22 protein-coding genes are annotated in these 25,847 nt (G+C 67.6%); 9 read left to right on the forward strand and 13 right to left on the reverse strand.

Features of this window, described 5'->3' with window-relative positions; genetic code table 11:
- The first annotated feature begins 154 nt into the window (after window positions 1–154).
- Both ACJH6J_RS21845 and ACJH6J_RS21850 read left to right on the forward strand, forming a co-directional pair.
- Window positions 155–1,183 (forward strand): zinc-binding dehydrogenase, encoded by a 1,029-nt coding sequence (locus tag ACJH6J_RS21845; RefSeq protein ID WP_061010623.1) that lies wholly within the window; start codon window positions 155–157, stop codon window positions 1,181–1,183.
- Window positions 1,184–1,212: 29 nt separating this feature from the next.
- On the forward strand, window positions 1,213–2,241 hold the full coding sequence (locus tag ACJH6J_RS21850; RefSeq protein ID WP_406784949.1) for an alcohol dehydrogenase: 1,029 nt from the start codon (window positions 1,213–1,215) through the stop codon (window positions 2,239–2,241).
- Window positions 2,242–2,299: 58 nt separating this feature from the next.
- On the opposite strand, the gene ACJH6J_RS21855 is transcribed toward ACJH6J_RS21850, so the two are convergent.
- The 5 genes from ACJH6J_RS21855 to ACJH6J_RS21875 are packed head-to-tail and all read right to left on the reverse strand — an operon-like array spanning window position 2,300 to window position 7,087.
- Complete coding sequence (locus ACJH6J_RS21855) at window positions 2,300–3,727, reverse strand: NAD(P)/FAD-dependent oxidoreductase (protein WP_212814122.1); 1,428 nt, start codon at window positions 3,725–3,727, stop codon at window positions 2,300–2,302.
- Window positions 3,727–4,647 carry an NADP-dependent oxidoreductase gene (locus ACJH6J_RS21860; protein ID WP_061007340.1) on the reverse strand — a complete coding sequence of 307 codons (921 nt, stop codon included), beginning with the start codon at window positions 4,645–4,647 and terminating at the stop codon, window positions 3,727–3,729. The genes ACJH6J_RS21855 and ACJH6J_RS21860 overlap by 1 nt, the downstream gene beginning before the upstream one ends.
- Window positions 4,648–4,652: 5 nt before the next feature.
- Window positions 4,653–5,483, reverse strand: coding sequence for an alpha/beta fold hydrolase (locus ACJH6J_RS21865; protein WP_061007341.1), 831 nt, complete (start codon window positions 5,481–5,483; stop codon window positions 4,653–4,655).
- Window positions 5,484–5,494: 11 nt separating this feature from the next.
- On the reverse strand, window positions 5,495–6,214 hold the full coding sequence (locus ACJH6J_RS21870) for a hypothetical protein (protein WP_406804514.1): 720 nt from the start codon (window positions 6,212–6,214) through the stop codon (window positions 5,495–5,497).
- Between the two features lie 9 nt (window positions 6,215–6,223).
- Window positions 6,224–7,087, reverse strand: coding sequence for an alpha/beta fold hydrolase (locus ACJH6J_RS21875; RefSeq protein ID WP_061007336.1), 864 nt, complete (start codon window positions 7,085–7,087; stop codon window positions 6,224–6,226).
- Between the two features lie 160 nt (window positions 7,088–7,247).
- Between ACJH6J_RS21875 and ACJH6J_RS21880 the strand changes: the two genes are divergently transcribed.
- A complete protein-coding gene (locus tag ACJH6J_RS21880) occupies window positions 7,248–8,069 on the forward strand; it encodes an alpha/beta fold hydrolase (protein WP_061007337.1) in 822 nt (273 codons plus the stop codon).
- Here the strand turns inward: ACJH6J_RS21880 and ACJH6J_RS21885 are convergent.
- Window positions 8,056–8,511, reverse strand: a complete 456-nt coding sequence (locus tag ACJH6J_RS21885) for a helix-turn-helix domain-containing protein (protein WP_061007338.1) — start codon at window positions 8,509–8,511, stop codon at window positions 8,056–8,058. The two genes, ACJH6J_RS21880 and ACJH6J_RS21885, sit on opposite strands and share 14 nt — an antisense overlap.
- Window positions 8,512–8,565: 54 nt before the next feature.
- On the opposite strand from ACJH6J_RS21885, the gene ACJH6J_RS21890 reads away from it, so the two are divergent.
- Window positions 8,566–11,268, forward strand: a complete 2,703-nt coding sequence (locus tag ACJH6J_RS21890) for an AAA family ATPase (RefSeq protein ID WP_346415125.1) — start codon at window positions 8,566–8,568, stop codon at window positions 11,266–11,268.
- A 106-nt stretch (window positions 11,269–11,374) separates the two neighbouring features.
- Here the strand turns inward: ACJH6J_RS21890 and pheT are convergent, their stop codons facing one another.
- Genes pheT through ACJH6J_RS21905 form a run of 3 tightly spaced genes read right to left on the reverse strand, consistent with a single transcriptional unit; the run spans window position 11,375 to window position 15,863 of the window.
- Window positions 11,375–13,861 carry a phenylalanine--tRNA ligase subunit beta gene (gene pheT / locus ACJH6J_RS21895; protein ID WP_406802541.1) on the reverse strand — a complete coding sequence of 829 codons (2,487 nt, stop codon included), beginning with the start codon at window positions 13,859–13,861 and terminating at the stop codon, window positions 11,375–11,377.
- On the reverse strand, window positions 13,861–14,904 hold the full coding sequence (gene pheS / locus ACJH6J_RS21900) for a phenylalanine--tRNA ligase subunit alpha (protein WP_212814116.1): 1,044 nt from the start codon (window positions 14,902–14,904) through the stop codon (window positions 13,861–13,863). The genes pheT and pheS overlap by 1 nt, the downstream gene beginning before the upstream one ends.
- Before the next feature lie 56 nt (window positions 14,905–14,960).
- Window positions 14,961–15,863, reverse strand: coding sequence for an adenylate/guanylate cyclase domain-containing protein (locus ACJH6J_RS21905; protein ID WP_212814114.1), 903 nt, complete (start codon window positions 15,861–15,863; stop codon window positions 14,961–14,963).
- A 203-nt stretch (window positions 15,864–16,066) separates the two neighbouring features.
- Between ACJH6J_RS21905 and ACJH6J_RS21910 the strand changes: the two genes are divergently transcribed.
- Both ACJH6J_RS21910 and ACJH6J_RS21915 read left to right on the forward strand, forming a co-directional pair.
- Window positions 16,067–17,095, forward strand: a complete 1,029-nt coding sequence (locus ACJH6J_RS21910; RefSeq protein WP_212814112.1) for an oxygenase MpaB family protein — start codon at window positions 16,067–16,069, stop codon at window positions 17,093–17,095.
- A 4-nt stretch (window positions 17,096–17,099) separates the two neighbouring features.
- Window positions 17,100–18,341: an acyl-CoA dehydrogenase family protein gene (locus ACJH6J_RS21915; protein ID WP_212814110.1), complete on the forward strand. Its 1,242-nt coding sequence runs from the start codon at window positions 17,100–17,102 to the stop codon at window positions 18,339–18,341.
- Between the two features lie 7 nt (window positions 18,342–18,348).
- On the opposite strand, the gene ACJH6J_RS21920 is transcribed toward ACJH6J_RS21915, so the two are convergent.
- From ACJH6J_RS21920 to infC, 4 genes are all read right to left on the reverse strand, one after another.
- Entirely contained in the window at window positions 18,349–19,089 is a 741-nt protein-coding gene (locus tag ACJH6J_RS21920) for an RNA methyltransferase (RefSeq protein ID WP_212814108.1), read from the reverse strand.
- A gap of 41 nt (window positions 19,090–19,130) precedes the next feature.
- A complete protein-coding gene (gene rplT / locus ACJH6J_RS21925; RefSeq protein ID WP_029121325.1) occupies window positions 19,131–19,520 on the reverse strand; it encodes a 50S ribosomal protein L20 in 390 nt (129 codons plus the stop codon).
- A 42-nt stretch (window positions 19,521–19,562) separates the two neighbouring features.
- Entirely contained in the window at window positions 19,563–19,757 is a 195-nt protein-coding gene (gene rpmI / locus ACJH6J_RS21930) for a 50S ribosomal protein L35 (RefSeq protein ID WP_020103309.1), read from the reverse strand.
- Window positions 19,758–19,826: 69 nt separating this feature from the next.
- Window positions 19,827–20,426 (reverse strand): translation initiation factor IF-3, encoded by a 600-nt coding sequence (infC, locus tag ACJH6J_RS21935; RefSeq protein ID WP_082981636.1) that lies wholly within the window; start codon window positions 20,424–20,426, stop codon window positions 19,827–19,829.
- 260 nt (window positions 20,427–20,686) lie between these two features.
- Here infC and ACJH6J_RS21940 point away from each other — a divergent pair, with 260 nt between their 5' ends.
- From ACJH6J_RS21940 to ACJH6J_RS21950, 3 genes are read left to right on the forward strand one after another with little or no spacing between them, the layout of a single operon-like run.
- A complete protein-coding gene (locus ACJH6J_RS21940; protein ID WP_212814105.1) occupies window positions 20,687–21,046 on the forward strand; it encodes a DUF1844 domain-containing protein in 360 nt (119 codons plus the stop codon).
- A gap of 51 nt (window positions 21,047–21,097) precedes the next feature.
- Window positions 21,098–24,430, forward strand: coding sequence for a bifunctional lysylphosphatidylglycerol synthetase/lysine--tRNA ligase LysX (lysX, locus tag ACJH6J_RS21945; RefSeq protein ID WP_212814103.1), 3,333 nt, complete (start codon window positions 21,098–21,100; stop codon window positions 24,428–24,430).
- A gap of 39 nt (window positions 24,431–24,469) precedes the next feature.
- Complete coding sequence (locus ACJH6J_RS21950; RefSeq protein ID WP_212814100.1) at window positions 24,470–25,846, forward strand: alpha/beta hydrolase-fold protein; 1,377 nt, start codon at window positions 24,470–24,472, stop codon at window positions 25,844–25,846.
- Window position 25,847: the final 1 nt, after the last annotated feature.

The raw sequence follows: 25,847 nt of genomic DNA on the forward strand, positions 1-25,847 counted from the left end.
ATCGCGAAGCGCGGCATAAGTAATCTGACTGCCGGCCGCGGCGGACAACGCTTGCCAACCTGGCCAGATCACTTGGAAGACCGTCACGCCCGCCGCACGCCAAACGACGGTCACCGTGCGGATACCGCGATTCGGTCCGGGTTGATGTCCTGACGTGGTGACGGCATATCGGGCGTATCAGGTGACCGGACAGCGGCAATTCACCCTCGTGGAACGGGAACTTCGGGAGCCGGACCATGGGCAGGTCCGCATCCGCGTGTTGGCCTGCGGGGTGTGCCACAGCGACGTGCTCGCCGTGGAGGGGCAGCGAACCGACCCGCAGGAACCGGTGGTGCCGGGACATGAGGTGATCGGCATCATCGACGCTGTCGGCACCGGCGTCGATCCACGCTGGCAGGCCGGTGACCGCGTCGGAGTGGGGTTTCTCGGCGGGCAGTGCGGGCAGTGCGACTTCTGCCGCCGCGGAGACTTCGTCAACTGCAGTGATCAACCACAGCCGGGTACCACCACAGACGGCGGCTATGCCGAGATCATGTACGCCCGGTCCACCGGATTGGTCCGTGTCCCAGACGGTTTCGACGCGCTCACCGCAGCCCCGCTGCTCTGCGCGGGTGTCACAGTGTTCAACGCGATACGCGCCGCTGGGCCACCGCTGAACAGCTTGGTGGCGATCCAAGGCATCGGCGGGCTCGGCCATCTCGGCATCCAGTACGCAAAGAAGATGGGATTCCAGGTCGCCGCCGTCGCGCGCGGCACCGGGAAGGAGGAGCTGGCAAAGACATTGGGCGCCGACCATTTCATCGACAGCTCGACCGAACATGTCGCATCGACGCTCAACGCACTCGGCGGTGCCGCCGCCGTCATCGCGACGGCGTCGAGCGGACCGTCGATGGCAGGGTTGGTCGCCGGACTGCGGCCCCGCGGACGTTTGGTCGTTGTCGGGGCATCCCCCGAGCCGCTGCCTGTTCACACATCCGACCTGATCTTCGGGGGCCGCAGCATCCTCGGCAGTCTGACCGGTTCTGCGATCGACAACGAAGACAACCTGGCGTTCAGCCTCACGCACCAGATCGCGCCGCTCGTAGAGCCCATGCCTTTCACCGAAGCACCCCGTGCGTATGACCGGATGATGTCCGGCCGCGCCCGGTTCCGCGTGGTGCTCGACGTCGCCACCCCCGCCTGATCCGTTTCTGTCGCAAAGGAGTCACATTCATGGTCGCCACATACCGGAGCGTCGAGGTCACCGAACCCGGTGGTGCAATCACACTCACGGACCGGCTGGTGCACGAACCCGGCGACGGCGAGGTGTTGGTCCGCGTCGAAGCCTGCGGCGTGTGCCATTCGGACTCTCAGATCGCCGCGGGCCACCTGCCCGACACGGTCTTTCCGGTGACGCCCGGTCATGAGGTCGCCGGTCACATCGTGGCGGTCGGGCCCGGAGTGCTCGACTGGCAGATCGGCGACCGCGTCGCAGTCGGCTGGTTCGGGTATTACTGCGGGAGCTGTTCCCGCTGTCGCCGCGGTGATTTCGTGCACTGCACGCGCTCGAAGGTGACCGGGGCCGGGTTTCCGGGCGGCTATGCCGAGATGCTGCTCGTGCACCAGTCCGGACTGGCACGGATCCCCGACGCCCTCACCGCCGTCGAAGCCGCACCACTCGCGTGCGCCGGAGTGACGATGTTCAATTCGCTGCGCCACAGTGGTGCACGCCCAGGCGACGTGGTCGCCGTCTTGGGCATCGGCGGACTGGGTCACCTGGGCGTGCAGTTCGCCGCACGCATGGGATTCCGGACCGTGGCCATCGCACGCGGCGCCGAAAAGGCCGATATGGCTTATCAATTGGGCGCTCACCATTACATCGATTCGACCGCCGCCGACGTGGCCGCCGAACTGCGCAAGCTCGGTGGCGCGCGGGTGGTGGCGGCGACGGCCACCAATCGGACCGCGATCAGCGTTGCGGGCGACGGCCTCGCGCCACACGGTGAGGTACTCACGCTTGCCGTGCTCGCCGAACCACTCGACATAACTCCGCTACAACTGATCAACGCCTCAGGCACCATTCATGGACATCCTGCCGGTACCGCAGCGGATACCGAAGACACCCTGGAATTCGCTGCCCTGCATGGCATTCGGCCGTGGGTTGAACCGATGCCGCTGCGGGATGCGGCCGCCGGTTACGACCGGATGATGCGCAATGAAGCGCGCTTTCGGGTGGTCCTGACGATGACCGACGCCGGGTAGTCGGTAGCGGCGGTGCCTCGCGTGGTTGCGCGGGCACCGCCCGCACCGGGCAATGCGCTCAGGCCAATAGTCCCAGTAGCTGGTTGAAGCACTCCGACATCGAAGGGTGCGTGTAGATCTCGTCGCGCAGTGCACGCGCGGTGATACCGTGCCGCATCGCCAGTGCGACGATGTTGATCACTTCCTGGGCGTCATGACACCACAGTGTGGCGCCGAGAATCTTGCCGGTGGTGGCATCGACGACGACCTTCATCATTCCTTCGGTCTGTTCGACGATACGTGCACGGGCCACGGTTGCGAGATTTGCGACCGGACTTGCGGCGACGAGGACGTCGTGACCCGCAATGCGCGCCTGCGACTCGGTCAATCCCACCCGGGCCAGCGGCGGGGTGAGGAAGAGACACGTAGGCACTGCCGTTCGCTGCGACGCCCGCCGCGGTTCATCGACCCCGGATAGCTGGTCGGCGACGATGCGGTAGTCATCGAGTGAGATATAGGTGAATTGGGGTCCCCCAGTGACATCACCGACGGCGAAGATGTGCGGCACGGTGGTTCGACGGTAGTCATCGACGACCACTGCACCCCTGTCGGTCGTCTCGACTCCCGCCCGGTCGAGGCGCAATGCAGCCGTGTTCGGGGTGCGCCCGAGCGCGACGAGAACAGTGTCGGCGTCGACACTCACCGGTCGTCCATCGCTCAGGTACCGAACACGAGCCATCGGCGCGGCTCCGGGGCGGAGGATCGTCTGCACGTCGACGACATCGGCGCCGGTTTGGATATCTACGCCGCGCGCGAACAGCAGTGAACGCGCCATGTCCGCGATCTCAGGCTCCTCGCTTGCGAGCACTGCCGGATTCCTCTCGAGGACCGTGACCGAGCAGCCGAACGCGGCATACATCGACGCGAATTCGAGGCCGATGAATCCACCACCGAGAACGACGAGGCGTTCCGGGCGAGCTGCCTGATGCAACAGCTCGACGTTGGTGACGGCCACCGGACAAGCAGCCAGGCCGGGTATCTCCGCGGTGCCGGCGCGCGCCCCGGTTCCGATGACGATCTGACGAGCGCTCACCGTCACGGCACCTGCATCACAACTGACCTGCACCGTGTTGGCATCTACGAACATGGCGGTGCCGATCAGCACCGTGACCGACGGAATGCTTTCCAGTGCAGCGAGGTTGGCCGCACGAAGCCCCGCGGTCAACCGCTCTGTTGCGGCAACCGCTGCGGCATAAGCCAGTTCACCCGGGAGGTTTGTCGCGGCGTTCTTCTCGCCCTGATGGACCATCGACTTCGTCGGCACGCAACCGGTGTTGATGCAGGTGCCGCCGAACATCTGCGCCGCCTGCTCGACCAGGACCACCCGTTGGCCTGTCCGGCCGACGTCACCGGCCAGCGTCTTGCCACCCTTACCGAAACCGATGACGAGCAGATCGGCTTCGATCGCCGTGCTCTCCACGACGTCGGTTCCAGCTTCGTTCGCCATCACAGGGTCAACACCACCTTGCCGGTCCTGACGCGGTAGGACTGCGCCTGCCCGGCCTGTTCCAGCGGGAAGGTGGCCGCGATCGTCGGGACCAGCGCCCCGCGGCCGGCAAGCTCTGCCAGCGCAGTCATGCCCAGCCGGTCGGCCTCGACGAACAGTCCGGCCGGCCGGATACCTCGCGCGACAGCGTCGGCGACGACCTCCGGCAGAGACTGCGGCAGCGACGAGACCAGCGTGCCGCCGGGTTTGAGCACCTGCAGCGCCTTGCGCTGATAGTCGTTACCAATGAGGTCGAACACCACATCCACATCGCTGAGCACCGTCGCGAAATCGGTTGTGGTGTAGTCGATCACCTCATCGGCGCCGAGGCCGGTCACTATCTCGACGTTATCGGGTGACGCCAGTCCGATGACATACGCGCCGAATGCCTTGGCGATCTGCACCGCCAGATGTCCCACCCCGCCGGCCGGGGCGGTGATCAGCACCCGGGTGCCCTCTCCGATGCCGGCGGTGTCCACCAGTGCCTGGTAGGCCGTCAACCCGGCCAGCGGCAACGCGGCGGCCTGAACATGGTCGAGGTTCGCCGGTTTCGGCACGAACACCCGAGTCGGAGCGACGACATAGTCGGCATAGGCGCCGTGCCCCAGAGGGAATGGCAACAGGCCGAACACCTCGTCACCGGGCCGGTAGAGGGTGACGCCGAAACCCACGGCTTCGACAGTGCCGGACACATCCCAGCCCAGGACGAACGGTGTCGCCCCGACGAGTACCCCGCTCTGACGGTTCACCCCGTCAACCGGGTTCACACCGGCGGCGTGCACCCGGACCAGAATCTGCCCAATTCCTGGTGTAGGACGGTCGATCTCGACCACGTGTAGCACCTCGGGCCCGCCGAGTTCGTCCTGGCTGACAGCTCTCATGGCGCTCATCCCAGGAACCGGTTGACGTCGTGCGCGAAATCCGCGATGTGCTGGAACAGGAATCCGTGGCCGGCGTCGCTGTAGAGCACCACCTTGGCATCCGGCAGTTGCTGCGACATCGCGTAGGTCGCATAGGAATTGATCATCACGTCATGGGCACCGTTGACGACCAGCACCGGCAGCTTCAGTTCGGCCAGCCGCAGGTAGTAACCACCGAACGCGGCGATGGCACTCAACTGGGCCCGATAGGTGTCCCCTTGCACCGCGGCCTGGGACTGCAGCAACCGAGTGTCCAAGCGCCGCAATGAAGCCAGTCCGGCGGCACGACCCTGATCGGTTTCGGGGAAGAACAGGTACAGGTAGTCCTCATCGTCGTTGACGGGGTGGCCGAGAATCTCCCCCACCCGGGGCCCGGGGGCCGGCTGGTCCGGCACTCCTGCCGGCGTGCTGCCCGCGACCACCAGCCGACGCACCAATTCCGGTGCACGCAACGCAATGCCCTGGGCGACAATGCCACCCAACGACCATCCCAGCACGTCGACCTCGGTCAGCCCGAGCGCCCGGATGAACGCGATACCGCCGTCTGCAAGCCCGTCGATGGTGGTCGGCGCGGCACCGCTGGAGAGGCTGGTCCCCCGATTGTCGAAGACGATGACCTCACGTTCGGCGGCCAGCGCATCGAGCAGTTGTGGATCCCAATGGTCGACAGTTCCGCGCAGGCGCATGCACAGCACCAGCGGGACTCCGCCGGTCCTCCCGAATCGGCGGTAGTGGAAACGTTCGCCGTCAGGGCCCCCGACGAAGCGATCCTCTGCTTGATCGGACAAATATGTCATGGGCATTCCCTTCAGTTGACGGTGATATCGGTCAGTTCGATGGACACCACGAGTTGCTCCGGTAGCGGGTGGTTGTCGGCGTCGCGGACGTAGATCATCCGGGTGCTTGGGATGACCAGACCGCCGATCTCATCGAAATCCGAAACGTAGTGAGCGCCCGGGGATCCCCCGGCAATGTCGACCTGGTAGTCGCGACGTCGAATCAGTCCGTCGGAATCGATGTACAGGATCTGGTGGGGACTGTGGGTGGCGATCGCGTCGGGGTAGTCGACGTGCAGGGTGCGCCATTGCTGGCCGTCCTCGGTCCAGGATTCGCCCTCTGCGGTACGCACACCGGGAAAGGTGAGATTGAACGGCTCGGCCGTGTAGGTCCACATGGCGTACCCGGTGAAGTACGCCAATTGCAATGTGCTCCAGGGTGTTTCGAGAGTATGCCCGGCGAACGATGCTCTGGGATCGTCGAGCATCTCGACGATGTCCCCGGCTGTTGTCTCGATACCGACCCGTTGCGGCGTGTAGGCGGTCTTCAAATCGGGCGCAGTGAAAGGCGACAGCGAGGTGCGTTGGTCTTTGATCCAGACCGTGATCTCACCGTCGTCGACGATGCCGGGTACGGCCTTGATGTCCCAGATGGCGCCCCCGAACCGTTTGCGCGCGGTGACCGAGGTCAACTCCCGCCAACGGTCGACGCCGCCGTAGGCATTCAGCACAGAGGTGAGCAGGTCGGTCATGAATTCTCCTTAGCGGCCGAGGAATTGGCGGACGTGCTGGCCGAACTCGACCGGATACTGGTCGAGGAATCCGTGGTCTGCATCGGGATAGATGCGCAGTTGGGCGCCGCGGATCCTCTCGGCCAACAAGTAACTGTTCTTGGTCGACATCATGGTGTCGTTGTCGCCGTTGGCGACAAGCGTCGGTTGGGTGATGGCCGAAAGCCGTTCCAGCTTCGACGATTCCGGTATGCCCCAAGTCATCAGCGCCTGGTACTGCGCGTCACGACAGGCCAGAGTGGTTTCGGCGTCACGGTCGGTGTCTCGAGCGTGGGTGCGCGCCAGGTACTCCCAACCGCGCTGGACGCTCTTCTCGGAGCCGGAAAAGAAGAGCGCGATGAATCCTTCGGCGGTGATCTCGTCGGCACAGGCGTAGGCGTAGACGTCCTCGGACCACCTGTGCAGATCGGGAGCACCCTGCGGCGCCGTGCCGGCGAGCACCAGCCGGCGCGGCAATCGCGGACGCACCAGCGCGATCTCCTGGGCGATGTGACCGCCGAGTGAAAAACCGAGCAGATCAACGGATTTCAGGCCGAGCGCGTCGATGAACCGGAGGGCGTCGCGCGCCATGTCCGCGATGTTGTCGGGTGTGGCGCCAGTGGAGCCTCCGACGCCGCGCAGGTCGACGGTGATCACCTCACGGTCGGCCGCGAGCACGTCCAGGAATGCTGGGTCCCAGTAATCGAGATTGCCGCGAAAATGCTGAAGCAGCACCAGTGGCGGCACCGTGGCCGAAGGACCACCGAAGCGCCGGTAGGCGAACCGTTCACCGTCGACCTCGATGTCCAGGTTGGCGGCGTGCGCAGCGCCCACCGCGGTGGAGGCTTCCGTCATGTGGTGTCTCCCTGCTGTCGTCGTTGTCACCAGCCTGCGTTCTCGGCCCGGCTCCCGGTATCCGTCAATTGACTACGGGGGTATGCGGACGAGGGCCCGCGTGTCGCGATGGTCGTTTGACTGATGGCCGCGTCTGACAGCTGAGGCCAGACTGGCACCCATGCCATTCATCGAGGGCTCCGACGGGGCGCAGCTGTACTACAAGGACTGGGGATCCGGGCCGGCGGTGGTCTTCAGTCATGGCTGGCCGCTCAGCGCCGACGCGTGGGATGTGGAACTGAAACTCCTCGCCGACAACGGTTTCCGTGCCATCGCCCACGACCGTCGGGGGCACGGCCGGTCCGAGCAGACGTGGTCTGGCAACGATATGGACACCTACGCCGCAGACCTGGCGGCGCTGATCAACGGACTCCGATTGTCCGACGTCGTCGTTGTGGGGCATTCCACCGGAGGTGGCGAGGTGGTGCGGTACGCGGCACGCCACGGCGCCGGTCGGGTGCGCAAGGTGATCACGGTCGGCGCGGTGCCACCGGTGATGGTGGCATCAGCAGAAAACCCCGAGGGCACACCGCTGTCGGTGTTCGACGACATCCGGGCCCGCGTACTGGACAACCGATCCGGGTACTGGCGGGAACTCGCGGTGGCGTTCTACGGTTTCAACCGAGACGGTGCCACCGTCTCCCAGGGACTGATCGACCATTTCTGGCTCCAGGGCATGCAGGCGGGACTCGCATCGGCGTACGACTGCGTCAAGGCGTTCTCGGAAACCGACCTGACCGCGGATCTGCGGGCCCTCGAAGCGCCGATCCTGATCGCCCACGGCGACGACGATCAGATCGTCCCGATCCACGATGCGGCGTCGAAATCGATCGAGCTGGTGCGGTACGGCACCCTACGGGTGTATCCGGGCGCCCCCCACGGTATTCACGGCGACTACCAGCAACAGCTGAATCGCGATCTGCTGGACTTCATTCGGAGTTGAGCGAGTCGATGAGTGCCACGTCACGGGTAGGTACAGCGATGCCGTCGTGCCGACGGAAGACCACCAGTGCATGCTCGCCGGTGGATTTCTCGATGAACCGGTAGCCGCTGCGCTTGGTGGTGACCCGGTGTTTGCGACCCCACTGCCCCATCGCGGCGAGCACTGTCACCAGATCATGTCCGGCGTCGGTGAGCACGTAGCGACTGCGCGTGCGCTCGCCGGGCTCCCGATAATCCTCGACCTCCAGGATGCCGGCGGCCACCAACTCGGCCAGCCGCGCGCTGAGTACATCGGAGGCCACCCCGAGCTGCTCGCGGAATTCGGAGAACCGGGACCGCCCCAGCAATGCCTCGCGGGCGATCAGGATGGCCCACCGCTGCCCCAGCACCGCCATCGTGCGGGCTATCGGGCAGGCGTCGTCGGACCACGGGTCGGTGCGCATCCTCACACCATACCTAGGTTGGCAATGCCAATTCAGGCTGCTAGCTTGGCAACGGTGATAATCGGTCGGTCAACCGAGTTGTCAAGCGTCACCGACACGCTCGCCGCGATCTCCACAAGTGGCGCAGCGCTTGTCGTCGACGGTGAGGCCGGTATCGGCAAGTCCACGTTGCTATCGGCGATCGCCGACTGGGCGGTGGCCAACGGCTACAGCAGGCTGGGCTGTTCGGGCCTGCAGAGCCAGAGCGAAGTGGGTTTCGCCGGCATCCACGAACTCATCCACCCGGTGCTCGACCACACCCCGGCATTACCACCCCGCCAGCGCACGGCCCTGCTGACCGCTTTTGGCCTGGCCGAAGGCCCGACGCCAGATCGGCTGATGGTCAGCCTGGCGGTACTCGGACTCCTCGAAGAATCGGCGAGCCGACGCCGAATCGTCCTGATCATCGATGACGTCCAGTGGCTGGACCAGTCTTCGCTGGAGGTTCTGGCGTTCGTGGCGCGCCGGCTCAGTAATGCACCGCTGATGATGTTGTGCGCCGAACGTACGGGGCTCGATGGCGCCACCGCATATCTGGACGGTCTGCCTCGATTGTCATTGGGTCCCTTGGCTCCCGAACATGCCCGTCAACTGTTGAGCACCACCGCCCAGGACGCAGACGCCCTGCTCCAGCAACGGGTACTCGAGCAGGCAGGCGGCAACCCGCTGGCAGTCATCGAACTGTCCGGCGCCCTGAGCGAGCGCGGCAGCAGCGCCACCTTCTCCGGTGAGCCGCTGCCCACGACCCGCCGGGTCGAACGAGCTTTCCTGTCCCAGCTCGACGACCTGACCGACAACGGCCGCCTGCTGCTGCTATTGATCTCGGCCAGTGATGGCCAGCTACGTGACATCGACGTCGCAGCTGATCTTCTCGGCCTGGTACTCACCGATGAATTGGCCCCGCTGGAGCGGGCGGGCCTGATCAGGGCGGGCGGCGACCGGATCCACGTCCGCCATCCGTTGATCCGATCGACGGTCTATGGCGCAGCTCCGCTGTCCACGAGGACAGTCGTCCACCGGGCACTCGCCGACGCGACGGTGGACCTGGTCCGCGCGGCATGGCACCGCGCGGAAGCCACATTCGGCACCGATGAGCAAGTTGCCACAGCTTTGGAAGGCGCCGCGCGGCACGCCCATGCGCGCGGCGCCGGCGCCGAATCCGCCGCGGCCCTGCGCCGGGCGGCCGTGCTGTCCCCAGAACCGTCTTCTCGGGTGCGCCGGTTGACCGAAGCGGCCGAGATCGCCCGCAGCTCCGGACTGACCGCCGAGTCCATCAGCATTCTCGGCGAAGCCGAGAATCTCGGTGCCAAGCATTGCAGCGCAGAGCAATTGGCCATCACCCGATTCGTCCTCAATGCGACCGCTGCGCTATCGGGCCAGTCGGCGACCGAACTCGTGGCGCTCGCCGGCAAGTTCACGGACGGCGACGCCGCACAGCGTCGGTTGCTGTGGGCTGCAGCCATCGAGTGCCGCATGCACGGCCTCGCCGAGGAGCCCCGTCGCGACATCGTCGCGGCCATCAGCCGCCTCGATCGCGGCGCGGACGATCCGGCGGTATGCATGGCAATGGCGTTGCTGGACGACACCGGCGCGGGTCAGGCCCTACGCACCCGTCTGCCCCGGTTCGTAAACGAGGTTGCCGACGACCCCTTGCTGTTGATGGCGCTCGGGTTCGCCGCCGAGGCGGTCGCCGACCGCACGCATGCCATGCAGTGCTGGAAGCTGGTCCAGAGCAGGTCCAGGACCTCAGGGTCAGCCGCCGACGAATGCGAGAGTCAGCGCGGCGCGTCGCACCTGCTGTTGCAAGAGGGCCGAATCCAGGCCGCGGCCATCGCGGCCGAGAATGCGCTGCGGCTGGCCCGGGACATCAAGCTACCGATGACCGCGGCCTCGGCGGCGGCCACCCTGGCCCGGGTGCAGGTATGGCAGGGCCGGTTCGACCAGGCCCACGAGACCATAGCCACCGCGCGTCGACTGCTGGCTCCCGATCCCGCGATCCTGTGGCATGACGACGCGCACTGGGCAGCGGGCCTGTTGTCACTGTTTACCGCCGATCCGGCCGAGGCATTGGGACACCTGCTGAAAATGACCGGCCACAGGACATCCCAGCGGTGGGCCGTCGCCGATCTCGCCGAGGCCGCGGCCGGCAGCGACCGAGCCGAACTGGTGCGACCGCTGCTCGCGGAGATCGAGGATCAGGCGCGACAGCTGGGGACCGGCCTGGAGTTGATGCTCGCGCATCGGGCACACGCGCTGTTGGCCCAGACCGATGATGCGGCACAGGACCATTTTCTGGCAGCTCTGGCCGCCGGAGATGACGCGGACGCCGAACTCGAAACGGCCCGAACGCATCTGGCATATGGGCAATGGCTGCGCAGACAGCGCCGGATCACCGAGGCGCGCACCCATCTGTCGTCGGCGCTGGCCGTATTCGACGCCGCCGGCGCGGCACCGTTCGTCGATCGGGCCGCCGCCGAGCTGCGTGCGGCAGGCGTGGCCACCCCTGCCGGGACTCCGCGTCAGGGCCCGGCTTCCGACCTGACCTCCCAAGAACTTCAGATCGCTCAGTTGGCCGCCGCAGGGCTGACCAACAGGGAGATCGCCGACCGCATCTACGTTTCACACCGAACCGTTGCGGCCCACCTTTACAAGATGTTCCCCAAGCTCGGCATCACCAACCGCAATCAACTGCACACCGTGTTGGGCCAACAACAATGATCTGACCGATGCCTACGATGCGCACGCAGCTCCGGCGAGCGGCCCCAAAATGCACGCCGCAGGCGGCGTGTCTGCGTACAAACACGCCCGCTCGCGGGAAGTTGAACTAGCGGCGGTGCTCGGCGCCGAGGCGCTCGGTGGCCAGGGCCACCGCGGCGTCGCGGGCCGCGCTGGCCTCGTCCTCGGTGAGCGTCCGGTCGGGCGCCCGGAACCGCAGGGCCAGGGTCAGGGACTTGCGACCCTCCCCGATCTGCGGGCCGGTGTAGACGTCGAACAGCCGTGCGTCCTCCAGCAGGTCGCCGGCGCCTTCACGCACGACGTCGACCACGGCCTGGGCGGCCACATCGTCGGCGACGATCAGGCTGACGTCCTGGAAGACCGCCGGGTACGGCGACACCGACGGCACGATGGCGCGCTCGACGACCGGGATGGCATCCAGGTTCAGCTCGACGGCGCACGTGCCCTTCGGCAGGCCGGTGCGCTCGATGACGGCCGGGTGCAACTGGCCGGCGTAGCCGACAACGGTGTCACCGACGAGCACCTCGGCGCAGCGTCCCGGGTGCCACGGCAGTTCCTGTGCCGCGCGCAGCGTCACGTCGACGCCGCAGGCCCGGGCGATGATCTGCACGGTCTCCAGGGCGTCGGTGGCCTCGACCGCACGACCCGGGCCCCACGGGCCCGCCGGCTCACGCAGGCCCGTCAGGACGGCGGCGACGTGCAGCGGCTGGTACGGCAGCGCCTCGTCGATCGCGGCCAGTTCGGCGTCGGTCGGACGCCGGTCCACCGGGATGGGCGCGAGCGCCTTGGTGTGCGGCGTGGCCTGGACGACCTGCTCGATACCGAACAGGGCGACGTCGGCCGCACCGCGAGACACGTTGCGTACCAACGCCTCCAGCAGGCCGGGCAGCAGCGTGGTGGCCAGCGCGGGCCGGTCGGCCTCGAGCGGGTTGAGCACCGAGATGGTGGCGCGGCGCGGGTCGTCGGCCGGCAGGCCCCAGGCGTCCAGCACGCCGGCGGGCAGGAACGGTGTCGGCAACACCTCGACGAAACCGCCCAGCGCCAACGACTTACCGATGGCACGACGGCGCTGCTGCGCCGCCGTCAGACCGCGGCCGGCGGGCGCCTGCGGCAGCACCGACGGGATGGCATCGAGCCCTTCGAGCCGCAGCACCTCCTCGACCAGATCGGCGGGCTGCTTCATATCGGGCCGCCAGCTCGGCGGCACGACGGTGGCGGTCGCGCCGGACACCGTGACGTGCGCGCCGATCTGCATGAGGCGGCGGGCCGTGGTGCCGTCCGGGTAGCTGACGCCGGCGACGCGGTCGGGCAGGTCGACGGAGATGGTCACCGGCGGCTGCGACCAGTCCGGCGCGGTGTGCTCGGCACGCCAGTCGGTGAGCGTGGGTTCGACGGTGCCACCGGCGATCTCGGCCAGCAGCGCGGCGCAACGGTCCAGCGCGGCGCGGGAGATCGCCGGGTCGACGCTGCGCTCGTAGCGGCGGCTGGCCTCGCTCACGAGGTGCAGGCGGCGCTGGGTGCGCGACACCGCGGCCGGGTCCCAGACCGCCGCTTCCAGCAGCACGTCGGTGGTGGTGTCGCGGACCTCGGTGGTACCGGCGCCCATCACGCCGCCGATGGCCGCGGTGGCCACGTCGTCGACGATCAGCACGTCGCCCGGATCCAGTTTGCGCTCGACATCATCGAGGGTGACGACGGTCTCCCCCGGCTTCGCGAAGCGCACGTCGAAGCCACCGGTGATCAGCTTGCGATCGTGGGCGTGCATCGGGTGGCCGAGCTCGAGCATCACGTAGTTGGTGACGTCGACGGCCGGTGAGATGGCGCGGATGCCGGACAGCAGCAGGCGGCGCTGCAGCCACCACGGCGACACCGCGGCCGGGTCGATGCCGACGACCGGACGCAGCCCGAAACGCTGCACGCCGGTGCCCGGCTGGACCGTCAGCGGCCAGGCCTCGCCCTCGGCGGGCAGGGGCGGCACGTCGGCGGGGTCGACGAAATCCAGGTCGAAGGCGCAGGCGATCTCGCGTGCCATGCCGCGGATGGAGAGGCAGTAGCCGCGGTCCGGGGTGATGGCGAGGTCGAACACCACGTCGTCCAGCCCCAGCACCTCGGCGCCCGACGCACCGGGCTCGGCGGTGCCCGGGGGCAGCACGATGATGCCGGAATGGTCGGAGCCGAAGTTCAATTCGGCCGCCGAGCAGATCATGCCGTCGGACACCCGGCCGTAGGTCTTGCGCGTGGCGATCTTGAAGTCACCGGGCAGCACGGTGCCCGGGAGCGCCGCGACCACGAGGTCGCCGACAGCGAAGTTCCGTGCCCCGCAGACGATGTCGCGCGGCTCGGCTTCACCCACGTCGACCTTGCAGGCGCGGATGGGCTTCTTGAACTCGGTCAGTTCCTCGATCTCGACGACGCGGCCGACCGTCAGCGGACCGGTGACCGGCCCGGCGGCGATGACGTCCTCGACCTCGTGGCCGATCCGGATGAAGGCCTGTTCCAGTTCCTCCGGCGACACGTCCCAGCCGGGAGCCCCGGCCTGGACCGCTTCCCGCAGCCAGCTGTAGGGAATACGCATCAGGCACCCACCCCGAACGGCAGGGAGAAGCGCACGTCGCCCTCCACCATGTCGCGCATGTCGGGAATTCCGTTGCGGAACTGCAGGGTTCGCTCCAATCCCATGCCGAAGGCGAATCCGGAGTATTCGTCGGGGTCGATGCCGCAGGCCCGCAGCACGTTCGGGTTGACCATGCCGCAGCCGCCCCACTCCACCCAACCGGGGCCGCCCTTCTTGTCCGGGAACCAGACGTCGACCTCGGCCGACGGCTCGGTGAACGGGAAGAAGTGCGGACGGAACCGGGTGCGGCCCTCGGGGCCGAACTGGGCGCGCGCGAGGGCATCCAGGGTCCCGCGCAGGTTGGCCATGGTCAGGCCCTTGTCGACGGCCAGCCCCTCGACCTGGTGGAACACCGGGGTGTGGGTGGCGTCGAGTTCGTCGGTGCGGAAGGTGCGGCCGATCGACACGATGTAGACGGGCAGTTCGCGTTCCAGCAGGGCCCGGATCTGCACCGGCGACGTGTGGGTGCGCAGCACCTGTCGCGAGCCGTCGGGCGCGATGTGGAAGGTGTCCTGCTCGCTGCGCGCGGGGTGGTCCGGCGGGAAGTTCAGCGCGTCGAAGTTGAACTGTTCGGTCTCGACCTCGGGACCTTCGGCCAGTTCCCAGCCCATCGCCACGAAGGTGTCGGCGACGTTCTCGGCCAGGATCGTGATGGGGTGCCGGGCACCGATGGGCTGCCGCGTCGTCGGCAGCGTCACGTCGATGCGCTCGGCCACCAGGGCGGCGGCATCGCGCTCGGCGCGCAGCACCACGATGCGGTCGTCGTACGCCTGCTGCGCGGCGCTGCGCGCGACGTTGACGCGCTTGCCGGCGTCGGCCCGGTCCTCCTTGGCCAAACTGCCCAGTGCCTGACGGGCCAGCGCGATGGGCGATTTGTCGCCGAGGTGCTCGGTCTTGGCGCGAGCCAGAGCGTCCAGGTCAGCGGCCTGGTCGAAGGCGAGACGAGCGGCCTCGACCGCCGCGGTCAATGCTGCTTCCGATAGTTCTTCACCCTGCTCAGCCACCCGGAGATCATAGCGACGAGCGTCGCGCCCACCGCACTCGCCGGGACCGGCAGACCCTAGGCTTCGGCGAGCTCCCCGTCATCGGGTTCGGTTCCGGCGTCCTTGCGCGGCCTGATCCAGTACATCGCGAGGTCCTCGGGCACGCCCGATGTCTTCGGGCCGAACAGCTGCTTGCGCACCTTCTTGGGCGTCACGCCGAGGGCGTCCAGGTACTGCTGGTCGATCCGGTCGAGCGTGGACTGCGAGATGATCAGCCCGCCCTTGGTGGCCCGCTCCATGACGCGCGCCGCGATGTTGACGTCGACACCGAGCAGGTCCGACCCGATGCGCTGCGGCCGCCCGGTGTGAATGCCGGCCCGCATCTTGGGGTGATAGCCGTCGATCTCGACTTCCTTCAGGGCATCGAGCGCGCGGATGACCGACCGCAGCGCGGTCACCGGATTGCTGAACACGGCCATGGACCCGTCGCCCATGCGTTTGACGATGTGGCCGCCCGATTCCAGCAGCGGCGGTTCGAACACCTGGGCCACGCGACGCAGCAGCCGGAGCGTGGTCTCGTCGCCGACGCTCAGCGACCATTTGGAGAAGCCGACGAGATCGGTGAAGACGATGGTCACCTCGGGGTTCGCGGGCCGGCCCGACACACGTTCGGTCAGGGCCTGCCACACCTGCAGGCCGGCGAGACTCACCTCGTGGGACGCCCCGCCGCGTGGCAGAAGCCGATCGGCGGCGCGGGCCGCGGCGCTGGGGCCACCGACACCGGCCACCGACAGCGGATCACCGAAATCGGGGTCGCCGGGCAGGGCACGACGTGCCCGCCTGATGAATCCGATTACAGCCGGACTGTGATTGGTGTTCTGCAACCACCCCAACGGTCCACTTGATCCTGGCCCCGCGTGTGACGCCGGGCCGATCTCTCCCACACCGTCGGATCGTTCTTCGAACGATTCGACTTCCACGACGCCACCCTAGGTGGCGGCCCGCGGCACCGGCAACGACCGTGGCCGCGCGTCGGAAAACTGGCTGGTCACTGAGTTATGGCGACCCGATGGACGCTCTGTAACGGTCCCGGCAACACCATCGTCAAATCGTGGACAACATACGTTGTCACGATTATCGTGGCGACACAGAACCCTCGGTATCAACGTTGAGCGAGGACACCATGACCCCACGGACGACACCCGCCGCCGAACCCCTCGGGCCGGATTCGCTGACCTGGAAGTACTTCGGCGACTTGCGCACCGGCATCCTCGGCGTGTGGATCGGCGCGATCCAGAATATGTATCCCGAACTGGGGGCCGGCGTGGAGGATCATTCGATCCTGCTGCGGGAGCCGTTGCAGCGGGTCGCGCGCTCGGTGTACCCGATCATGGGAGTGGTCTACGACGGTGACCGCGCCGCCGACACGGGCGCCCAGATCCGCGGCTATCACGAGACCATCAAGGGCGTCGACCACGACGGCCGCCGCTACCACGCGCTCAATCCCGAGACGTTCTACTGGGCGCACGCGACGTTCTTCATGCTGATCCTCAAGACCGCCGAGTACTTCTGCGGCGGGTTGACCGAGGCCGAGAAACGCCAGCTGTTCGACGAGCACGTGCAGTGGTACCGCATGTACGGCATGAGCATGCGGCCGGTCCCGGAGACCTGGGAGGACTTCCAAACCTATTGGGAACACAAGTGTTCCGAAGAGCTGGAGATCAACCGGGCCACGCTCGACATCTTCACCATCCGAATCCCCAAGCCGTGGTTCGTGCTGATGCCCACCCCGGTGTGGGACCAGATGTTCAGGCCTCTCGTGGCCGGGCAGCGCTGGGTTGCGGCCGGTGTGTTCGACCCCGCCGTCCGGGAACGGGCCGGCATGCGCTGGACACCCGGCGATGAAGTGGTGCTGCGGCTGCTGGGCAAGGCCGTCGAGCTCGCCTTCCTCGCCGTCCCCGATGAAATCCGTTTGCACCCAAGAGCATTGGCGGCGTATCGCCGGGCCGCCGGGCGCGTGCCGGCCGACGCGCCACTGGTCGAGGCGCCGGGATTCATGGCCCCGCCGAAAGACCGCTGGGGCCTGCCGATGCATTATGTCCCACGTCACAAGTCGTTGATGGAGCGCGCCGGGTCACTGGTGCACACCACGTTCTCGTTGGCCGGTCTGCGTCCCGCGCGGAACCGTTCAGTGTCCGGAAAGGCTGCCTGAATAGATGCTTGATTGGTCCGACGTCGATATTGCCGTGCGCGACGCCGTTCGCGAGTTCGTGGACAAGGAAATCCGGCCGCACCTCGACGAACTCGAGGGCGGCGACATGGAGCCCTACCCGATCATCCGAAAACTGTTCGCCACCTTCGGAATCGACGTCATGGCACGGGAGGCGCTGGAGCGACGGCTGTCCCGGCTGCGGTCCGGTGAGGCCTCGGACGGCAAGCCCCGGGCGTCCGGCGGGATGTTCGGCGGCGGACCCGACCAGGCCGGCATGGGCATGGTGCTGATCAGCGAATTGTGCCGGGTCAGTTCGGGTCTGGTGACGGGCGTGGGCGTCAGCCTGGGTCTGACGGTGCCCACCATCCAGAGCCGCGGCACGTTGGCCCAGCAGGAGCGTTGGCTGCCCGGACTGGTGACCTACGAGAAGGTCGGCGCCTGGGCCATCACCGAACCCGATTCGGGCTCAGATGCTTTCGGTGGCATGAAGTCCTACGTCGTGCGTGACGGCGACGACTACATCCTCAACGGCCAGAAGACCTTCATCACCAACGGTCCCGACGCCGACGTCGTCGTCGTCTACGCCAAGCTGGACGAGGGTGACGGGGCCGACAAGCGCGACCGCAAGGTACTGACCTTCGTGCTCGACCGCGGCATGGAGGGCTTCGTCCAGTCGAAGCCGTTCCGCAAGATGGGTATTCACTCCTCGCGTACCGGCGAGCTGTTCTTCAACAACGTGCGGCTGGGCCGCGACCGGCTGCTCGGCGAGACCGAGGAGAACAAGGCCGGCGACGGCCGCGACAGCGCCCGGTCGAGCTTCTCGGCCGAACGCGTCGGCGTGGTGTCCATGTCGCTGGGCATCATCGAGGAATGTCTGCGGCTGTGCATCGACTACGCCAAGACCCGCACGTTGTGGGGCAAGGAGATCGGGCAGTTCCAGCTGATCCAGCTCAAGCTGGCCAGCATGGAGGTGGCGCGAATGAACGTGCGCAACATGCTGTTCCGCGTCATCGAGTCCGGCCAGGCCGGCCGCCAGATTCCGCTGGCCGAGGCGTCGGCGATGAAGTGGTACTGCTCGCAGGCCGCCACCGACGTCGCGATGGACGCGATCCAGTTGTTCGGTGGCAACGGCTACATGACCGAGTACCGCGTCGAGCAGCTGGCGCGTGACGCCAAGTCGCTGATGATCTACGCCGGCAGCAACGAGGTGCAGATCACGCACGTCGCCAAGGGGCTGCTCGCCTGAGGCCGGATCAGGAGTGGGCCCGGGAGCTCTCGTACAGGCAGATCGACGCTGCGGCTGCCACGTTGAGGCTCTCGGCGCTCCCCCGCATCGGGATGTGCACCCGCTGCGATGCCAGCGCCATGACCTCGTCGGGCAGGCCGTGCGCCTCGGGTCCGAACAGCCACGCGGTACGTGCCGACAGGTCGGCGGAGCGGATGTCGACGGAGGCGTCCAGCGCCGTCGCGAGCACCTCGATGCCGCCGGCCCGAATCGCTGAAACCACCGCGGCCGCATCGGGATCCACCACGACCGGCAGCGAGAAGATACTGCCCGCCGAGGACCGCAGGCATTTCCCGTTGTAGGGGTCGACGCTGTGTCCGGCGAACACCACGGCGTCGGCACCCATGGCGTCGGCGATGCGGATCAGGGTGCCGGCGTTGCCGGGCTCCGACATGCCGACCGGCACCGCCAACAAGCGCGGCCCGGACGCCAGCACATCGTCGAGCGTCACCGAAGGCAGCGCGCACACCGCGATGAGCCCGACGGGAGTGACGGTCTCCGACAACGCCTTTGCAGCCTTGTCGGTGATCACCGAGACCGGGGCGCCGTCGAGCAGCGCGCCGAAGCGTTCCAGCGCGGCCGCGGTCGCGAAGACCTCGGAAACAAGACCGCGCCGAAGCGCCGCCTCGACGAGGTTGGGTCCCTCGGCAAGGAAGCGCCCGGCGCGTTTGCGCCCGACGTGGCGCTGCAGCTTGGCCGCAGCGACCACCCGGGCAGATCGCTCGGTGAGCGCTGAGTCTGTAGTCAGACTCAGGCAGCCTCTCCGGACGGGGCGTTGACGTCGGCGGGCAGAGCGGCCTTGGCCACCTCAACCAGCGCGGTGAACGCGGCGGGGTCGCTGATCGCGATCTCCGACAGGTTCTTACGGTCGACCTCGACGCCGGCCAGCTTCAAGCCCTGGATCAGGCGGTTGTAGGTGACGCCGTTCTCGCGAGCGGCGGCGTTGATACGCGTGATCCACAGCTTCCGGAAGTCACCCTTGCGGGCACGACGGTCGCGGTAGGCGTAGGTCAACGAGTGGAGCTGCTGCTCCTTGGCCTTGCGGTAGAGCCGCGAGCGCTGCCCGCGGTAACCCTTCGAGGCCTTCAGTACTGTGCGCCGCTTCTTCTGAGCGTTCAGTGCGCGCTTCACGCGTGCCATGAGATTTCCTATCCTTCGGTGTTCAGAGGGGAGCGGGCGGTACTAGCCGGCCAGCATCTTGGCGACACGCGCGGTGTCGTTGGCAGCAACCACGGCGCGACCGTCGAGACGACGGGTGCGCTTGGTGGCCTTGTGCTCCATCAGGTGGCGGCGGTTGGCCTTCTGGCGCACGATCTTGCCGGTTCCGGTCTTGCGGAACCGCTTCGATGCGCCACTGTGGGTCTTGGCCTTGGGCATGTGTCCTCAGTTTCTTTCCATGCGGTTGCTCGCGGCGGCTGGAACCGCTGCGGGCAATCGCGACTGCTGTTACGCGGTTGCGTCAGATTCAGGTGCCGCGGGGGCCGGCCGTCCGGCCGGCGCGTCGGCGTCGTGCGCCGCCTTGGCGCGAGTCTTCGCGCCGCGGTGCGGAGCCAGCACCATCGTCATGTTGCGGCCGTCCTGCTTGGCGGACGTCTCGATGAAGCCGTATTCGGCGACGTCGGCGCCCAGCCGCTGCAGGAGTCGGTAGCCCAGTTCGGGCCGCGACTGCTCACGTCCGCGGAACATGATGGTCACCTTGACCTTCGACCCTGCTTCGAGGAAGCGGACGACGTGACCCTTCTTGGTCTCGTAGTCGTGGTCGTCGATCTTGGGACGCAGCTTCTGTTCCTTGACGACGGTCTGCTGCTGGTTCTTGCGAGACTCACGTGCCTTCTGAGCCGTCTCGTACTTGTACTTGCCGTAGTCCATGATCTTGCAGACCGGCGGCTTTGCGCCTGGCGCAACTTCGACAAGGTCGAGATCGGCGTCCTGGGCGACGCGGAGGGCATCTTCGATGCGCACGATCCCTACCTGCTCGCCGTTCGGTCCGATCAACCGAACTTCAGGTACTCGAATGCGCTCGTTGACGCGTGTCTCAGTGCTGATGGGGCCTCCCGGGTTGTTCCATTACTTGTTCAGTAGAGGTCACACCCGGCTCAGCCATCTGTTCGCATGAACAGAAAAGCCCTGCACATAGCAGGGCCCATTGCCGACCGATCACGGCTCACGCCGCCTGCGCACAACGCAGAACAGGCACAATGTGCCTGTGACCGGACCGCCAAGCCGTGAGGCCGACGGTGGGAGGTGGGACTCCACTTGCTGTCCTGACGTAAGCCAGGACGGTCGCGCATGACACTCTAGCAGTCATGACCGACCCGAACATAATGCGTGACGCCGACGAAGCCCAGGTACGGGAGCTGGCCGAGATCCCCGCCGTCGAGGTGATCACCCGCGCCGCCGTCATGCTCATGAGCGCGGCCGCCGAGAAGCTCGGGCTGGCCGACGCCGACCCCGACGAGAGCCCGCACCGCGACCTCGACGAGGCCCGGCGCCTGATCACCGCGCTGGCCGGCCTGGTGCAGGCCTCGGCCGAGTATCTGGGACTGCACGCCGGCCCGGTCCGGGACGGCCTCAAGAGCCTGCAGCTGGCGTTCCGGGAGGCGAGCGCGGCGCCCGACGAGCCCGGCCACGGTCCGGGCGAGAAGTACACCGGCCCGGTCTGGTAGCTCAGGGGCCCTGCAGACACTTCCCGGTTTCACCGCATATTGTCCGAACTTATGACGTTGACGCCGAGCAGACAGCAGCAGCGCCCGACGACATTGGGGTGGGTTCCGGCCGCGGCCGGCTGGGCCGTCGGTGTCGTCGCGACGCTGTCGCTGTTCGCCAGTCTGTCGCCGCTGATCCGGTGGATGATCCACATCCCCCGCGAGTTCGTCAACGACTACCTGTTCAACTTCCCGGACACCAGCTTCGCCTGGTCGTTCGTGCTGATCCTGCTGGCCGCGGCACTCGCCGCACGTAAGCGGATCGCCTGGTGGGTCCTGCTGATCTACATGGTCGGCCACATCGGCTGGAACGTCTACGGACTGCTGTCCGACAACTTCCCCGACGGCGACCTGACCTTCGTGGAGGACTTCGGCGAGGCGCTGGGTCTCGTGTTCCACATCGGCGTCATCGTCGTCCTGCTGCTGTCGCGGAATCAGTTCTGGGCCAAGGTCCGCCGCGGGGCGCTGCTCAAGGCGGCCCTGACCCTGGTCGCCGGCATGGCTGTCGGCATCCTGGCGGCCTGGGGACTGCTGGAGATGTTCCCCGGCCGGCCGCCGCTGGACCCCGACTACCGACTGGCGTACGCGGTGAACCGGGTCAGCGGTTTCGCCGCGGTCGGCAAGGAGGCGTTCGAGGGCGGCCATCCGCACGCGTTCCTCAACGCGCTGTTCGGCCTGTTCGGCGCCGTGGCGCTGATCGTGGCGGCGATCGTGCTGTTCCAGTCCCAGCGCGCCGAGAACGCCCTCACCGGCGAGGACGAGTCCGCGATCCGCGGCCTGCTCGAGCTGTGGGGCAAGAACGACTCGCTGGGTTACTTCGCCACCCGCCGCGACAAGGCCGTGGTCTTCGCACCCAATGGCCGTGCGGCCATCACCTATCGGGTCGAGGTGGGCGTGTGCCTCGCCAGCGGTGATCCCGTCGGCGACCCGCGGGCCTGGCCGGCGGCCATCGACGCGTGGCTGGCGCTGTGCCAGACCTACGGTTGGGCACCGGGCGTCATGGGCGCCAGCTCGACCGGCGCGGAGGCTTACCGTCAGGGTGGTTTGAACGCCCTGCAACTCGGCGACGAGGCCATCCTGCATCCGCAGAACTTCCGGCTGTCGGGCCCCGACATGCGGGCCGTCCGCCAGGCCGTCACCCGCGCCCGCCGCGCCGGGCTGACGGTACGGATGCGTCGGCACCGCGACATCAGCGCCGACGAGATGGCTCAGGTGATCGCGCATGCCGACGCCTGGCGCGACACCGAGACCGAACGCGGCTTCTCGATGGCGCTGGGCCGGCTCGGCGACGCCGCCGACGGGGACTGCCTGCTGGTGGAGGCCGTGCAGGGTGACGGCCAGGTGGTGGCGATGCTGTCGCTGGTGCCGTGGGGCAACAACGGGGTGTCGCTGGACCTGATGCGCCGCTCCCCCGCCTCCCCCAACGGCACCATCGAGTTGATGGTCAGCGAGTTGTGCCAGCGCTCGGAAGAGATTGGCGTGACCCGGATTTCGCTGAACTTCGCGATGTTCCGCTCGGCGTTCGAGCAGGGTTCGCAGCTGGGCGCGGGCCCGATCCTGCGGCTGTGGCGCGCGCTGCTGATCTTCTTCTCGCGGTGGTGGCAGCTGGAGACGCTGTACCGCTCCAACATGAAGTACCTGCCCGAGTGGGTACCGCGCTATGCCTGCTACGAAGACGCGCGCCTGATCCCGCGTGTGGGCGTCGCGTCGGTGATCGCCGAGGGCTTCCTCGTGCTGCCGTTCTCCCGCCGCGACGAACAGCCCCACACCGGCCACCACACCGCGGCCCCCAAGAACCTGATCGATTCGGGACGGCTGCATCCCGACGGCAGCGCACCCGATGTCGCTGATCTGGCGGCCGGCGCATCCGACACCGCCGAGGCCCGGCGCCTGCCCGACCAGGTCCGGGTCCGGATGGCCAAGCTGCAGGCGTTGCAGGCGGAAGGCATCGACGCCTACCCGGTGGGACAGGCGCCCAGCCACACGGTCGCCGAGGCGCTGGGGTCGGCCGCCGACACCGCGGTCTGCGTCGCGGGCCGCGTGCTGCGGTTGCGCGACTACGGCGGCGTGCTGTTCGCCCAACTGCGCGACTGGTCCGGCGAAGTCCAACTGCTACTGGACAATTCGCTGCTGACCGGCAGTACCGTGGCCGAATTCACCGGCGCCATCGACCTGGGTGACCTGATCGAGGTCTCCGGCGTCATGGGCACCAGCCGCAACGGCACGGTGTCGGTGCTGGTGCACAACTGGCGCCTGATCGGCAAGTGCCTGCGCCCGCTACCCGACAAGTGGAAGGGCCTGACCGACCCCGAGGCCCGCGTCCGCACCAGGTACCTGGACCTGGCGATCAACACCGAGTCGCGGGAGTTGATCACCGCGCGCAGCCGGGTGCTGCACGCCATCCGGGAAACGTTGGTGGGCAAGGGTTTCCTGGAAGTCGAGACCCCCATCCTGCAGCAGATTCACGGCGGCGCGAACGCGCGGCCGTTCGAGACCCACATCAACGCCTACGACCTTGACCTGTACCTGCGCATCGCGCCCGAGCTGTACCTGAAGCGGCTGTGCGTGGGCGGTGTCGAGCGCGTCTTCGAGCTGGGCCGCGCGTTCCGCAACGAGGGTGTGGACTTCAGCCACAACCCCGAGTTCACCCTGCTGGAGGCGTACCAGGCGCACGCCGACTACAACGTCTGGATCGACGGCTGCCGCGAGATCATCCAGAACGCCGCGGCGGCCGCCAACGGCGCGCAGGTGGTCATGCGCCCCGGACCCGACGGCAGCCTTACGCCCGTTGACATCTCGGGCCACTGGCCCGTCAAGACGGTGCACGACGCGGTGTCCGAGGCGCTGGGCGAGCACGTCACCCCGGAGACCGATGTGGCGACGCTGCGCAAGCTGTGCGACGGCGCGACGATCCCGTACCGGACCCACTGGGACGCCGGCGCGATCGTGCTGGAGCTGTACGAGCACCTCGTCGAAGACCGCACCGAGGCACCGACGTTCTACAAGGACTTCCCGACCTCCGTGTCGCCGCTGACCCGGCCGCACCGCAGCATCCCCGGCGTTGCCGAACGGTGGGACCTGGTGGCCTGGGGTGTCGAGCTCGGCACCGCCTACAGCGAGCTGACCGATCCGGTGGAACAGCGCCGGCGGCTCGAGGAACAGTCGCTACTGGCCTCCGGCGGCGATCCCGAGGCCATGGAGCTGGACGAGGACTTCCTGCAGGCGATGGAATACGCCATGCCGCCGACCGGCGGTCTCGGCATGGGCGTCGACCGCGTGGTCATGCTGATCACCGGGCGCAGCATCCGCGAGACGCTGCCATTCCCGCTCGCGAAGCCGCGGTAAGCACAGGAGCCTCCCAGCTTCGCGCGGCACCCTGACGTCGTGACGATCGGGGCGACGAACGCCGGGCTCTATGGCGAGCAACATGTTTCGTTGACGCACGGCTGGCTGCCCGGCACCGTCCAGGCCCTCGCGGTGACAGTGCTGATCTTCGCGGTCGGCTGGCGTAACAGCCGGTGGCGCGCCGTCTGGCTGCCCGTCGCCGCCGCGTCCGGCTTGCTGGTGACGGCCACCGCCCGCTGGATCGTGGCATCGCAGGGCTGGTCCGACGAACCCGCGCCGACCCGGCTGTGGGTCTGGACCGCGGTGACCGGCGCCGCGGTGGTTCTGCTGATCGTCGGCTGGCAGGCCACCCGCTGGTGGCGCCGCGGGCTGGCGATGCTGGCGGTACCGCTGTGCGTGCTGTCCACGGGGCTGACGCTCAACGCCTGGGTCGGATACTTCCCGAATCTCGACACCGCGTGGGAACAGGTCAACTCGGCGCCGCTGCCCAACCAGACGCGACCCGAGACCGTGGTCGCGATGCAGAAGGCACGGCAGATACCGAGCAAGGGCAGTGTCGTGGAGATCCAAACCGGCTCGGCCGCATCGGGATTCAAGCACCGCGACGAATACGTGTACCTGCCGCCGGCCTGGTTCGCCAGCAACCCGCCGCCGCGACTGCCGATGGTGATGATGATCGGCGGCGAATTCAACACGCCCGCCGACTGGCTGCGGGCGGGTAACGCGATCACGACGGTCGACGCCTTCGCCGCCGCTCATCAGGGCAACGCCCCGGTGCTGGTGTTCGTCGACCCCGGCGGTTCTTTCAACAACGACACCGAGTGCGTCAACGGGCCGCGCGGCAACTCCGCCGACCATCTGATCAAGGACGTGCTGCCATTCATGACCGCCAACTACGGCGTGAGCACCGACCGCCGGCACCGCGGCATCGTCGGCTGGTCCATGGGCGGCACCTGCGCGGTGGACCTGACGGTGATGCATCCGGATCTGTTCAGCGCGTTCCAGGACATCGCCGGGGACATCGCGCCGAACGCCGGTGACCGGCCGCAGACCGTGCAACGACTGTTCGGTGGCAGCACCGCCAAATACGCCGACTGGGACCCCATGACGGTGATGTCCCGTCACACCTACGACGACATCGCGGCCTGGTACGACATCAACGGACCGGAGCTCTCGCGCGGCCCGCTGCCCGCGCAAACCGTTGCGGCGCACTCGCTCTGCGGCGTCGGCAGCACCCGTGGCATCCGGTGCGCGGTCGTCGAACGGCCGGGCAAGCACGACTGGCCGTTCGCGGCGCAGGCGTTCAGCGCGGCGCTGCCGTGGCTGGCCGGCCAGCTCGGGACACCGGGCGTGCCGCGGCTGCCCTTGCCCGCCGCGACGGCACCCGCCATGCCGGTCGAAGCCGCTCGCCGGTGAC

It is taken from the genome of Mycobacterium sp. SMC-18, from assembly GCF_045310895.1.
Lineage (GTDB): Bacteria > Actinomycetota > Actinomycetes > Mycobacteriales > Mycobacteriaceae > Mycobacterium.

Bases quoted from the DNA above. Each gene is read 5' to 3' on its own strand.
- ACJH6J_RS21875 (WP_061007336.1), bottom strand. From the start codon at position 7,087: ATGACGGAAGCCTCCACCGCGGTGGGCGCTGCGCACGCCGCCAACCTG.
- ACJH6J_RS21855 (WP_212814122.1), bottom strand. From the start codon at position 3,727: ATGGCGAACGAAGCTGGAACCGACGTCGTGGAGAGCACGGCGATCGAA.
- ACJH6J_RS21915 (WP_212814110.1), top strand. From the start codon at position 17,100: ATGCTTGATTGGTCCGACGTCGATATTGCCGTGCGCGACGCCGTTCGC.
- rplT (WP_029121325.1), bottom strand. From the start codon at position 19,520: ATGGCACGCGTGAAGCGCGCACTGAACGCTCAGAAGAAGCGGCGCACA.
- ACJH6J_RS21860 (WP_061007340.1), bottom strand. From the start codon at position 4,647: ATGAGAGCTGTCAGCCAGGACGAACTCGGCGGGCCCGAGGTGCTACAC.
- pheT (WP_406802541.1), bottom strand. From the start codon at position 13,861: ATGCGTATTCCCTACAGCTGGCTGCGGGAAGCGGTCCAGGCCGGGGCT.
- ACJH6J_RS21940 (WP_212814105.1), top strand. From the start codon at position 20,687: ATGACCGACCCGAACATAATGCGTGACGCCGACGAAGCCCAGGTACGG.
- ACJH6J_RS21885 (WP_061007338.1), bottom strand. From the start codon at position 8,511: ATGCGCACCGACCCGTGGTCCGACGACGCCTGCCCGATAGCCCGCACG.
- ACJH6J_RS21880 (WP_061007337.1), top strand. From the start codon at position 7,248: ATGCCATTCATCGAGGGCTCCGACGGGGCGCAGCTGTACTACAAGGAC.
- ACJH6J_RS21870 (WP_406804514.1), bottom strand. From the start codon at position 6,214: ATGACCGACCTGCTCACCTCTGTGCTGAATGCCTACGGCGGCGTCGAC.
- ACJH6J_RS21865 (WP_061007341.1), bottom strand. From the start codon at position 5,483: ATGACATATTTGTCCGATCAAGCAGAGGATCGCTTCGTCGGGGGCCCT.
- lysX (WP_212814103.1), top strand. From the start codon at position 21,098: ATGACGTTGACGCCGAGCAGACAGCAGCAGCGCCCGACGACATTGGGG.
- ACJH6J_RS21850 (WP_406784949.1), top strand. From the start codon at position 1,213: ATGGTCGCCACATACCGGAGCGTCGAGGTCACCGAACCCGGTGGTGCA.
- ACJH6J_RS21910 (WP_212814112.1), top strand. From the start codon at position 16,067: ATGACCCCACGGACGACACCCGCCGCCGAACCCCTCGGGCCGGATTCG.
- rpmI (WP_020103309.1), bottom strand. From the start codon at position 19,757: ATGCCCAAGGCCAAGACCCACAGTGGCGCATCGAAGCGGTTCCGCAAG.